We start from the raw sequence: 12,026 nt of genomic DNA on the forward strand, positions 1-12,026 counted from the left end.
TGGACTTATGATTATTGAGACTGTAGCCAACCTAAAAAGTTTTTAGTATTACTAAAGTATTTTATTCCAGCATTATTTAAAATATTTTCTACTTCTGGTTTACCAAAATCTTTAGTGTTACCATTTATGAATATTTTCTCGTCTGTAGGATGCTGATTTGCATGACTGAGAATACACTGTAATATTAAGTTATCCATGAGATCATTCTTGATTAGCAATGATTCTGTTTCTATAAAAATCTGTTCAGAAATTTCTTGAATTATGGTGTTATTAAAATTGATAGTTTCTGAATTTGCAATTAATAAATTAATAGTTTTGGATAAACGATTTTGTATATCACTTAATAGGTATGTATTTTCAATAGATGCTTTTTCCAAAAGTGATAAAAAATTTTTTGCATGACTAGAAGTTTTATCACGCATTGCTTCATTAATCTGTTTATCCATTTCTGCTCGGAATTTCAATTGACTTTGTTTATCTATTCTGTATGTATTAATAGCTTCGAGATAACAAATAGCTGGTATAGCTATACGAAGTGACGATGGTAGATTACGCAGTAACTCTTCTGCTTCTAAGTCTCTTCCTTTAGCAATTGCCATTAAAAAATTAGTTTCAATATAAAGTATCCGCACCTAAATTTCCTTCAATATAAATATGTCCACCTTCTAATAATGGTAATAAGCCAATTTTTGCTAATTGATTATATGCTGGTGGTGTATCTGAATGCCAATGATATGATAAATCTCTCAGCCAAGATTTAACAAGTGTTTCTAAATGAAAATCAAAGATCATTTTTTCGCTAAATTCTGGATCGTAGTTGCTTAGTATGTCATTAGTTTTTAATGATAAAAGTGTATTTTGGATATTTTTATCATCTGTAACTGCAAAAATATTAATTTTTTCTAAATCAACTAACATAGCAAACAAAATATCTAGTCTGATATTCTGTAAATATTTATTTAATTGAGAAATAGCATTTTCTTTCGAGCTTGTTGTTAGTTTTTTAGCTTTGATTTCCACTAATAAAATAATTTGATCATCTTTATTAGTAAACATAATATCAGGGCGATATTGTTTCTGATCTGCAAAGTTAATAAAGTTCATATTTTTAATTGTCCTCTGCCACCAACAAAACTACAGCATAAGCACAAATCCCTTCTTCTCTTCCCGTTGGTCCAAGTTTTTCATTAGTTGTAGCTTTGACACCAATTTGATTTGGTTCTACTTCTAAAACTGCGGCTAATTTATCCCGCATTTTAGAAATATGGGGTTTTAATTTGGGACGTTCAGCCACAACGACAGAATCAATATTGCCAATTTTCCAACCTTGGTCACGAATTAATTGATGTACTTGATCTAATAGTACAAGACTATCAGCCCCTTTCCATTTTGGATCTGTAGGGGGAAAATAATGACCAATATCCCCTAAAGATAATGCTCCTAACATCGCGTCCATAATGGCATGGGTAAGAACATCAGCATCACTGTGTCCTAACAAGCCGAGTTCATGGGGAATGTGAATACCGCCTAAAATTAAATTGCGATCGCTCACCAATCTGTGTATATCGTAGCCGTTACCAATTCTGATGTTCATAGTTTGTTAGTTGTCAGTTGTTAGTAGGGGCGAAGCATTTGGAGAAGCATTTTTCGCAACTACCGATAATTTATCTTCCAAATGCTTCGCCCTTACAGTTGTCAGTTGCAAAAGAATATTTTTCTCCCGCTACTCCCGCTACTCCCCCTACTCCCGCTACTCCCCCTACTCCCGCTACTCCCCCTACTCCCGCTACTCCCCCTACTCCCCCTGCTCTTCTTGCCATTTTTTCAGCAAATCGGGACGACGGGAAGCAGTGCGCTGAATTTGTTGTTGAAAACGCCAACGAGCTATTGCTGCATGATTACCACTTAGTAGCACATCTGGGACTTTCCAACCACGAAAATTAGCAGGACGAGTATACTGGGGAAAATCTAACAAACCCGCTTCAAAACTTTCATTTTTGAGAGATTCCTCCTTACCCACAGTTCCCGGTAGCAACCGCGTCACACCATTAATCAAAGCCATAGAAGGAATTTCTCCCCCAGTGAGGATAAAATCGCCCAAAGATATCTCACGAGTCACCAAATTTAGCACCCTGTCATCTACCCCTTCATAATGACCACAAATAACAATCAATTGGTCATAATTCGCGGCTAATTCCCGCAGCAAGGGCTGGTTCATCGGTTGTCCTTGGGGACTCATCAAAATCACATCACGACGGGGTAGAATCGGCAAAGACTCCACAGCCGCGAAAATCGGTTCTGGCTTCATCAGCATTCCCACACCACCACCATAGGTTTCATCATCCACCTTGTGGTGTTTGTCCGTGGTAAAGTCTCTGGGATTAACTAGATGCACTTGAGCAATCTGTTTAGCTAAGGCCTTAGCCAGCAAACCAGAATTGAGAATTGACGTGAAACAGTCAGGGAAAAGTGTAACTATATCAAAACGCACAGTAATTCGTATTCGATAGAACTAATATTAAGGGTAGATACCTAGCCAATAGAATAACTGATAACGTAGCACATGAGTCAGGAGTCAGGAGTTCAGGAGTCAGGAGTCAGGAGTCAGGAGTCAGGAGTCAGGAGTCAGGAGTCAGGAGTCAGGAGTTCAGGAGTCAGGAGTCAGGAGTCAGGAGTCAGGAGTCAGGAGTCAGGAGTCAGGAGTTCAGGAGTCAGGAGTCAGGAGAAAGAGAAGAAAGAATAAAGAAGGAAGTTCTCTCCTGTTTCCTGTTCCCTGTTCCCTATTCCCTGTTCCCTGTTCCCTGTTCCCTGTTCCCTGTTTCCTGTTTCCTGTTTCCTGTTTCCTGTTTCCAAGTGAGATCAAAAGTTTTTCTAGTTACTTGATTTATGTTTAAATATTGTCACTACTAAATTTAAATTAATAATCCCACCAAAGTTAACAACTTCCGGGATGCATCTAGCCAAGCTCAGAAGTAAGAGTGTCAAGGCCGACTAAAACCTAAATCCAGAAGGGAATTATAGTTAATTTAGCACTATAATTCCCGGCTGGAAAAGTAGATAGGTAAAAAACAAGATGCTGGCCATGAGAATGACGGACATGAGAAAATTGAGGCATCGTGTGCGTCAAGCAGTGTCCTCTCATTAAAGCAAAAGGCGAAAATTAACAAGTAGCAACCCTTGTTGAATTAACCTGAAGTTGTTGACTCCCTCAAGCAGAAACACAATGCCGCAGTTAGAAGTTAAATCGCTGGAAATGAGGACACCCCAAGCTACTAAAACCGCCGTACTAGTTATCGGAGGCGCAGAAGATAAAGTTCATGGACGAGAAATTCTGAGAACTTTTTTTGTTCGTGCTGGTGGTAACAAGGCGTATATTACAATAATTCCATCAGCCTCCCGTGAGCCTGCCATTATTGCTGGTAGGTACGTTCGCATTTTTGAAGAAATGGGTGCGGAGAAGGTTGAAATTTTAGACATTCGGGAACGGGAACAATGCGAAAATCCGGAGATTAAAGCATCCCTCGAAGCCTGTAGTGGTGTCTTCTTGACAGGAGGAGACCAACTGCGTCTTTGTGGAGTCCTCTCCGACACACCAGCAATGGAAATTATCCGCCAGCGGGTGAGAGCCGGACAACTGACTTTAGCAGGAACAAGTGCTGGAGCAGCCGTCATGGGACATCACATGATCGCAGGTGGTGGCAGTGGTGAAACCCCCAATCGTTCTCTAGTGGATATGGCAACAGGCTTAGGATTCATTCCTGAAGTTGTCGTTGACCAACATTTCCATAACCGGAATCGCATGGGGAGATTAGTTAGTGCGATCGCTGCTCACCCTGATAGACTGGGCATTGGTATTGACGAAGACACCTGTGCTGTGTTTGAACGAGATGGTTGGTTACAAGTTATGGGCAAAGGGAGTGTCACCATTGTTGATCCTACAGAACTTACCCACACCAATGAACCCAATGTTAGTGCTAACGAACCCTTAACTTTACATAATTTAAGACTACATATCCTCAGTTACGGAGATCGCTTCCATCTTTACCAACGTACTGTTTTACCTGCTGTGCATCGCATCTCTAGCTGACGGTATAGAGTATCTCAGATGACAATGATTTGACCGCGCTCTGATTTCTTCCTGTTTTCAGATTTTAGATAAATAATATCTAATCATAAAAAACTGTTTGACATGAACAGTTTAGCGGTCAATTCCAGTAAGAAACTAGAATTTTGGTTCCGAATCTCCATCTACCTATTCCCATGAGAATCCTCAAGATCCAGACCTTACGCGGCCCAAATTACTGGAGCATTCGACGGCACAAGCTGATCGTCATGCGCCTAGATTTAGAAAATCTTGCCGAAACGCCCTCTAATGAAATCCCTGGCTTTTATGAAGGATTAGTAGAGGCTCTCCCCAGCCTAGAGGGTCACTACTGCTCCCCTGGCTGTCGGGGTGGTTTTCTGATGCGGGTGCGAGAAGGCACCATGATGGGTCATATAGTGGAACACGTAGCCTTGGAACTCCAGGAATTAGCGGGAATGCACGTAGGTTTCGGTCGCACCCGTGAAACTGTCACACCTGGAATTTATCAGGTAGTGATTGAGTACCTAAATGAAGAGGCGGGTCGCTATGCAGCACGGGCAGCAGTCAGGCTATGTCAAAGTATTATTGACCGGGGACGTTATCCCAAAGCCGAACTAGAGCAAGATGTTCAAGACCTGAAAGACTTTTGGCGTGATGCTTCGCTAGGACCTTCAACAGAAGCTATTATCAAAGAAGCGGAGAAAAAAGGTATTCCTTGGATGCCTTTACCAGCTAGATTCTTAATTCAATTGGGCTATGGTATCCATCAAAAACGGATTCAGGCCACAATGACCAATAACACAGGCATTCTTGGTGTCGAACTAGCTGGTGATAAAGAAGCTACTAAACGGATTCTCGATGCCAACGGTGTTCCAGTTCCTAGAGGGACAGTTATCAATTTCTTTGATGATTTAGAGGAAGCCGTTGAATATGTTGGTGGTTATCCCATCGTGATTAAACCTTCAGATGGTAATCATGGCCGGGGTATTACCATTGATATCCGTAATTGGGAAGACGCAGAAGCCGCTTATGAAATGGCTAGACAGGTTTCTCGTTCAGTGATTGTGGAAAGATATTATGTAGGACGAGATCATCGGGTATTGGTAGTTAATGGCAAGGTAGTTGCTGTAGCGGAGAGAATCCCCGCCCATGTCGTGGGTAATGGCAAATCTACGATTACAGAGCTAATTGAAGAAACAAACCAAGATCCCAATCGCGGTGAAGGTCATGATAATGTCTTAACTAAGATTGAACTAGACCGTACCAGCTATCAACTCCTAGATAGACAAGGCTACACCATCAATAGTGTGCCACCCCAGGGAGCAATGTGTTATCTGCGGGCTACAGCCAACTTGAGTACAGGTGGTAGTGCTGTAGATCGCACAGACGAAATTCACCCGGAAAATATATGGTTAGCACAACGGGTAGTGAGAATCATCGGTTTAGATGTAGCTGGGATAGATATTGTCACTTCCGATATTAGCCGTCCGCTCCGAGAAGTAGATGCGGTAATTGTCGAAGTCAATGCCGCCCCTGGTTTCCGAATGCACGTCGCCCCCAGCATTGGTATCCCCCGCAATGTCGCTGGTGCGGTCATGGATATGCTGTTCCCCAATGAACAATCTGGACGGATTCCTCTGCTCTCTGTCACAGGCACAAATGGTAAAACCACCACTACCCGCCTGTTAGCACATATCTATAAGCAAACTGGTAAAGTAGTAGGCTACACAACTACAGACGGTACTTATATCGGTGATTTCTTAGTAGAATCAGGAGATAATACAGGTCCTCAAAGCGCCCATGTTATCCTTCAAGATCCAACCGTAGAAGTAGCGGTATTGGAATCGGCTCGCGGTGGGATTCTCCGCTCTGGGTTGGGTTTTGAAAATGCTAATGTAGGTGTGGTATTAAATGTGTCTGCTGACCATCTGGGCATCGGCGATATAGATACTATTGAACAATTAGCCCATCTCAAAAGTGTAGTTGCTGAGGCTGTTTTTCCTGATGGTTATGCGGTACTCAATGCCGATGATCACCGGGTTGCAGCGATGGCAGAAAAGACTAAGGCAAATATTGCCTACTTTACCATGAATCCAGACTCGGATCTGGTACGGAAACATATTCAACAGGGTGGAGTGGCCGCAGTCTATGAACATGGTTATCTGTCTATTGTCAAAGGTGATTGGACGCACCGCATCGAAAGAGCAGAAAATATTCCTTTGACAATGGGTGCAAGAGCGCCATTTATGATTGCTAATGCTTTAGCTGCTAGTTTGGCGGCTTTTGTTCAAGATGTCACCATTGAGCAAATTCGGGCTGGTTTAAGAGGCTTCCGTGCTTCTGTGAGTCAGACCCCAGGACGGATGAATTTGTTTAATTTGGGTAAACACCATGCTTTGGTAGATTATGCCCACAATGCGGCTAGTTATGAGGCTTTGGGGTCATTTGTTCGGAATTGGACAACGGGACAGCGCATTGGTGTGATTGGTGGTCCGGGCGATCGCCGTGATGAAGATTTTGTGACTCTAGGTAAGTTATCAGCAGATATCTTTGACTACATTATTATTAAAGAAGATGATGATACTAGAGGTAGACCTCGTGGTTCAGCTTCAGATTTGATTATTCAAGGCATTACCCAAGTTAAGCCTAATTACCGCTTTGAATCAATTTTGGATGAAACCACAGCTATTAACAAAGCCTTGGACATGGCTCCTGATGGTAGTCTGGTGGTAGTTTTGCCAGAAAGTGTGAACCGGGCTATTAAGTTAATTAAGATGCGAGGTGTACAGGAAGAAACCCAGCCACAGCAATCAACTAACAATGATTCGCAAAATGGTGTAGCTTCTTCTTCGGCGATTAATACACTGATTTAGGAGCATCTCTTGTTGGTAAATTGCCCTCAGACTGATGAATAATTTAAGTCTGGGGGTTAATTAATGGTGGGTAAGTGACAGATTCCGCTACACTGAGATTTGGATTATTTTATTGTAACTAGATCATGGACATCGGACAGAAAGTTAAGGTGATTCGTTTGCGCGATCGCGTATCCTCTACTATCGCTCAAAAACTGGGAAAAGTTGGCACGATCTCTGGCTACAAAGTCACTGACGGGGCGGGAATCGGTGTGGTAGTTAAGTTTGATGACAACTTCTCCACCTGGTTTTTTGAAGATGAAATCAAACCAGCCTAGTCAAAACAACTTACAGTAGAGGCTAAGAAGATTGGTTAAGTGCTAAGTTGTTATTGAAAAGATCGGCAAAATTGGAAATTGAGTAATGGCCTTGATACTGACATTTTTGGGCAAAAACGGCATCGCTCGCAGTAAGATAGCGATCGCCGCAGCCATTAGTTTGGCAACACAAGGCAAAAGGGTACTTCTAGCAGGACTAGCAGATCCAACATTGCCAATTCTACTCAATACTACTCTGACTCCTGACCCCCAGGAAATCTCTCCTAATCTACAAGCAGTACAGTTTCAAGCATCTGTACTGCTAGAACGCAACTGGGACGAAGTGAAAAAATTGGAGGCTCAATACCTCCGCACACCGATTTTGAAAGAGGTTTATGGGCAGGAACTGGTGGTATTACCAGGTATGGACAACGCCCTTGCTCTCAATGCGATTCGTGAATATGATGCCAGTGGCAAATATGACGCGATTATCTATGATGGCACAGGCGATGCTGCCAGCTTGCGAATGTTGGGAATGCCAGAATCTTTAAGTTGGTATATGAGACGATTTAGGCAATTGTTCGTAAATTCCGATTTAGGGAAAACAATTACCGAATCTCCCCTAATTCAACCTTTAATTAGCAGTCTTTTTAATATTAATTGGACTGCTGATAATTTTTCTCAACCCACTAACCAAGTTAATAATTTTCTCGAACAAGGTAAAGCTGCTTTAGCTAATCCCCAGCGAGTTGCCGCTTTTTTGGTGACAACATCAGAACCCATTGATGTGGCAAATTCCCGCTATCTGTGGGGAAGCGCCCAACAAATTGGTTTAACTGTTGGTGGAGCAATCTTAGTTGCTGATGGAGAAAATACTAACTTATCCCAGGAATTTGCACCTCTACCTGTGAGCATAGTTCCTGATGTCTCCCAGGGGGAATGGCAACCTCTGATAGATGCTTTACCCAACTTTGTTGAGCAAGCATTACAAGCTAACCAACCAATTGAAATTGACGTACATAATCGCCAAGTCCGCTTATTTTTACCTGGTTTCGACAAAAAACAGGTAAAACTTACTCAACAGGGACCAGAAGTCACAGTAGAAGCCGGAGATCAAAGACGTAATATCTTCCTCCCCCCGGCTTTAAGTGGTAAACCTGTAACTGGTGCAAAGTTTCAAAATAGTTATTTGATAATTTCTTTTTAGGGATTGGGGACTGGGGATTGGTGACTGGGCAATAATTACCAATTACCCATTACCTATTACCAATCACCTATTACCAATTACCATTACCCCTTATGTCTGAATCAACTCCCATTGACCCAAATTCTCAGCCGAATGAGGCTATAGAATCAACAAATCCAGAAGTCACAATTGCAGAAGACCGTAATGCGAAAACTCGGCAATTGCTGGGAATGAAAGGTGCAAGTGCTGGGGAAACTTCCATTTGGAAAATTCGCTTGCAATTGATGAAACCGATTACCTGGATTCCCCTAATTTGGGGTGTGGTCTGCGGTGCGGCTTCTTCTGGTAACTACACTTGGACTTTAGAAAATGTTTTGAAGTCTGCCCTTTGTATGTTGCTTTCTGGTCCTTTGTTGACAGGTTATACCCAAACCATCAATGATTATTATGACCGAGAAATTGACGCGATTAATGAGCCTTACCGTCCCATACCTTCGGGGAGAATTTCTGAAAAGCAAGTAATTAGCCAATTCGTGCTTTTACTATTATTAGGATGTGGGGTGGCTTATACCTTAGATTTATGGGCAGGTCATCAATTTCCTACTGTTTTAATGTTGTCCGTTTTTGGGACTTTTATCGCCTATATCTATTCTGCACCACCATTGAAATTAAAACAAAATGGTTGGTTAGGAAATTATGCTTTGGGTGCAAGTTACATTGCTTTACCTTGGTGGGCTGGTCATGCTTTATTTGGAGAATTGAATTGGAAAATTGTGATTCTGACTCTATTCTACAGTTTGGCTGGTTTGGGTATTGCCATTGTCAATGATTTTAAGAGTGTGGAAGGCGATCGCCAATTAGGACTACAATCATTACCAGTTATGTTTGGCATCCAAACTGCGGCTTTGATTTGTGTAGTCATGATTGATTTATTTCAAGGTTTGGTGGCAGGTTATTTGGTGAGTATTCACGAGAATTTATATGCAGCAATTCTCGTCTTATTAATCATTCCCCAAATCACTTTCCAAGATATGTATTTTCTCCGTGATCCCATAGCCAATGATGTCAAATATCAAGCCAGTGCCCAACCGTTTTTGGTTTTGGGAATGTTGGTAACAGGTATTGCATTAGGTCACGCTGGCGTTTAATTGAATATATCTTCAGCTAGACGTGAGCAATGAGGAGTTAGGAGTTATATTAATTTCTAACTCCTCACTTATTTTATAAATTGCCATGTTGAATTTTATATCTTTTCTAATTCAGGGAATAAAAGCATTCTTGATTCCGATTTGCTTTATCACATCTTGGACTGTGATGGTTTTGGTATTTTTGAATTTATGGACAGCAACAAAAGAGACTGTTAAAATTGCTCAAGAAATGCACAAAATCCCCTGTCCTAATTGCCAATTTTTTACTAATAATTATCGTCTTAAATGTACAGTAAATCCATACATTGCGAATACAGAAGAAGCAATTGGTTGTCAAGATTATCAATCAAATTAATTGTTATCTCTGGGCTTTCTATTTGTTGTGGATTATTTGTAGGGGTTTAGCAATGCTTACTTGTGTCAACTTAGGCTACAGATACTTCGACCCTTCGACAGGCTCAGGGCATCGCAAGCTCAGTACAAGTGGCTTATTTGTTTGGGTTCCACACCCACCAGGGAATAAATTCCCTGTCTAATAGATCAAGTCCGTTAAAACGGACTAATACATTTTCCTAGTATTCAGTCATCTAAAGATGACTTGCGCTATTAGACTGGGAATATGGCTTACGCCACGCTGCGCTATCATTCCCAGTCGGGCTATGGGTTTTACGTTAAGTTGACACCAATGAGCATTGCTAAACCCTTTCAGCCGATTAATCCAGCTATTTGAAAATGAGTAAAATTCAAGACAACTCATTTTTGGTCAGTTTCTTAGATACCCAACTAATAATGCCACTAAATAGCGCACCACCCATCAATATACCAATAGCAGGATTAAATACTGGCATCCAGAGTTTGTGCCACAAATCTAAACCTAAATTGATTCCCGAAGCATCACCAATCACGGCTATAACAAGCCACGCAAAACCTAAAATCACTAAAAAAACATCAGCGACTAAGATTAAGTTGAGCCAGTTTAATAATTTGTCTTTCATTTTGATTGGTCAGTTGTCAGTTGTCAGTAGGGGCGAAGCATTTGGAAGATAAATTATCGGTCATTGCCAAAAATAGTTCTCCAAATGCTTCGCCCGTACAGTTGTTAGTTGTCAGTAGGGGCGAAGCATTTGGAAGATAAATTATCGGTCATTGCCAAAAATAGTTCTCCAAATGCTTCGCCCGTACAGTTGTTAGTTGTCAGTAGGGGCGAAGCATTTGGAAGATAAATTATCGGTCATTGCCAAAAATAGTTCTCCAAATGCTTCGCCCGTACAGTTGTTAGTTGTTAATTGGAAGTATCTTCTCCCTGTTCCCTGTTCCCTATTTTTCAAATAACCATTTTTTGACTTTGGCTAAGTTTTTCCAATCAGGTTTTCTGGTTAAACCATCTTCAATGCTATTTTTAACTTCTTCCTGCCATTCTTCATTGACAAATATCAATTGTTGTGCAAAATCAATGTGTTCCCGTAAACCTTTTTGACCTGTTTCTAACATAGCTAAAGCCAGATTAATTCTTCCTTGCGGATCTTGGGGATTGAGTTTCACAGCTTTATTAGCAGCGTTGAAAGCCAATTTACCTTTATTATCAAGAAGATATAACCAAGCGAGACAAACCCAGGCTGAACTGGCTTTAGGAGAGCGATCGCATACCTCTTTAAATACAGGAATCAGTGACTCTACAGATTCTCCAGCCTTGTAGCGTTCTAAACCTTTATCAAATAGGGAATCAACGGAATCAATTGTATTAGTCATTTGTTCTTAGTCAGTGGTCAGTTGTCAGTTGTTCTTAGTCAGTGGTCAGTTGTCAGTTGTTAATTGACTTCTGACTTCTGACTCCTAACTTATCAAAAAATATGCTGAAAACCTCGGAATTGATACCTGAAAATTCCAAAAAATTTTAGGTGTCAATGTCTTTAGACCGGGGAGTGTCAAACGCCGAAAGACTTACCGCAACCACAAGTTTGGGCAGCATTGGGGTTAGTAAATTGGAAACCACCACCAATCATGGCATCACTATAATCGAGCATTAAGCCGTAAAGATAAAGTAGACTTTTGCGATCGCTGATAATTTTGAAGCCATCATAATCAAAAACCTCATCATCAGGGTTAATCTTGCTGACATCCTCAAAATCCATCATATAAGACATTCCCGAACAACCACCTTGTCTAACTCCCACCCGTAAGCATAGATCTTGCCCTTGCTTATCTTGAAGAGACTTAACCTGACGCAATGCAGATTCAGATAATAGAATTCCCCGTTGTTGAGTTTGAGTTGCTTGTGTCATAAATTCTTAACTCCTGAACTAGTTTTATCAATACCCCATCAGGCATTCTCGTACCTCTGGGCTGCTATGAATGTTTTTGTATTCATTTTAGCGACATTCCGACGGCAAAAAAGCATAAGAAGATGGGAAGATGGAAAGATAGGAGAAAATTTTAGAA

15 protein-coding genes are annotated in these 12,026 nt (G+C 41.2%); 8 read left to right on the forward strand and 7 right to left on the reverse strand.

The window, feature by feature from the left end; all coding sequences use genetic code 11:
* Positions 1–11: 11 nt before the first annotated feature.
* The 4 genes from ANA_RS09415 to trmD form a co-directional block, all read right to left on the reverse strand.
* A complete protein-coding gene (locus ANA_RS09415) occupies positions 12–632 on the reverse strand; it encodes a PIN domain-containing protein (protein WP_015079841.1) in 621 nt (206 codons plus the stop codon).
* The gene (locus ANA_RS09420; RefSeq protein ID WP_015079842.1) at positions 613–1,104 is read right to left on the reverse strand and encodes a type I restriction enzyme HsdR N-terminal domain-containing protein; all 492 of its coding nucleotides are present in this window, start codon (positions 1,102–1,104) and stop codon (positions 613–615) included. Before ANA_RS09420 ends, ANA_RS09415 begins: the two co-directional genes overlap by 20 nt.
* 4 nt (positions 1,105–1,108) lie before the next feature.
* Entirely contained in the window at positions 1,109–1,594 is a 486-nt protein-coding gene (gene ispF, locus ANA_RS09425) for a 2-C-methyl-D-erythritol 2,4-cyclodiphosphate synthase (RefSeq protein ID WP_015079843.1), read from the reverse strand.
* Between the two features lie 201 nt (positions 1,595–1,795).
* On the reverse strand, positions 1,796–2,491 hold the full coding sequence (trmD, locus tag ANA_RS09430; RefSeq protein WP_015079844.1) for a tRNA (guanosine(37)-N1)-methyltransferase TrmD: 696 nt from the start codon (positions 2,489–2,491) through the stop codon (positions 1,796–1,798).
* 72 nt (positions 2,492–2,563) lie between these two features.
* On the opposite strand from trmD, the gene ANA_RS09435 reads away from it, so the two are divergent.
* From ANA_RS09435 to ANA_RS09465, 7 genes are all read left to right on the forward strand, one after another.
* The gene (locus tag ANA_RS09435) at positions 2,564–2,743 is read left to right on the forward strand and encodes a hypothetical protein (protein WP_041457881.1); all 180 of its coding nucleotides are present in this window, start codon (positions 2,564–2,566) and stop codon (positions 2,741–2,743) included.
* Positions 2,744–3,223: 480 nt separating this feature from the next.
* On the forward strand, positions 3,224–4,087 hold the full coding sequence (locus ANA_RS09440; protein ID WP_015079845.1) for a cyanophycinase: 864 nt from the start codon (positions 3,224–3,226) through the stop codon (positions 4,085–4,087).
* Positions 4,088–4,260: 173 nt separating this feature from the next.
* Positions 4,261–6,957, forward strand: a complete 2,697-nt coding sequence (cphA, locus tag ANA_RS09445) for a cyanophycin synthetase (protein ID WP_015079846.1) — start codon at positions 4,261–4,263, stop codon at positions 6,955–6,957.
* Positions 6,958–7,082: 125 nt separating this feature from the next.
* Positions 7,083–7,274, forward strand: coding sequence for a cytochrome b6f subunit PetP (locus tag ANA_RS09450; RefSeq protein ID WP_041457884.1), 192 nt, complete (start codon positions 7,083–7,085; stop codon positions 7,272–7,274).
* An 85-nt stretch (positions 7,275–7,359) separates the two neighbouring features.
* Positions 7,360–8,460 carry a Get3/ArsA fold putative tail anchor-mediating ATPase NosAFP gene (locus ANA_RS09455; protein WP_015079847.1) on the forward strand — a complete coding sequence of 367 codons (1,101 nt, stop codon included), beginning with the start codon at positions 7,360–7,362 and terminating at the stop codon, positions 8,458–8,460.
* Between the two features lie 92 nt (positions 8,461–8,552).
* Entirely contained in the window at positions 8,553–9,587 is a 1,035-nt protein-coding gene (chlG, locus tag ANA_RS09460; RefSeq protein WP_015079848.1) for a chlorophyll synthase ChlG, read from the forward strand.
* Between the two features lie 85 nt (positions 9,588–9,672).
* Positions 9,673–9,942, forward strand: a complete 270-nt coding sequence (locus ANA_RS09465; protein WP_015079849.1) for a hypothetical protein — start codon at positions 9,673–9,675, stop codon at positions 9,940–9,942.
* A 388-nt stretch (positions 9,943–10,330) separates the two neighbouring features.
* Here ANA_RS09465 and ANA_RS09470 read toward each other — a convergent pair whose 3' ends face one another.
* On the reverse strand, positions 10,331–10,582 hold the full coding sequence (locus tag ANA_RS09470; RefSeq protein ID WP_015079850.1) for a hypothetical protein: 252 nt from the start codon (positions 10,580–10,582) through the stop codon (positions 10,331–10,333).
* A 196-nt stretch (positions 10,583–10,778) separates the two neighbouring features.
* Between ANA_RS09470 and ANA_RS27535 the strand changes: the two genes are divergently transcribed.
* On the forward strand, positions 10,779–10,919 hold the full coding sequence (locus ANA_RS27535; protein WP_213719139.1) for a hypothetical protein: 141 nt from the start codon (positions 10,779–10,781) through the stop codon (positions 10,917–10,919).
* Here the strand turns inward: ANA_RS27535 and ANA_RS09475 are convergent.
* Positions 10,905–11,336, reverse strand: coding sequence for a tetratricopeptide repeat protein (locus ANA_RS09475; protein ID WP_015079851.1), 432 nt, complete (start codon positions 11,334–11,336; stop codon positions 10,905–10,907). The two genes, ANA_RS27535 and ANA_RS09475, sit on opposite strands and share 15 nt — an antisense overlap.
* A gap of 176 nt (positions 11,337–11,512) precedes the next feature.
* The gene (locus tag ANA_RS09480; RefSeq protein ID WP_015079852.1) at positions 11,513–11,869 is read right to left on the reverse strand and encodes an iron-sulfur cluster assembly accessory protein; all 357 of its coding nucleotides are present in this window, start codon (positions 11,867–11,869) and stop codon (positions 11,513–11,515) included.
* Positions 11,870–12,026 lie beyond the last annotated feature (157 nt).

The organism is Anabaena sp. 90 (assembly GCF_000312705.1).
Lineage (GTDB): Bacteria > Cyanobacteriota > Cyanobacteriia > Cyanobacteriales > Nostocaceae > Dolichospermum > Dolichospermum lemmermannii.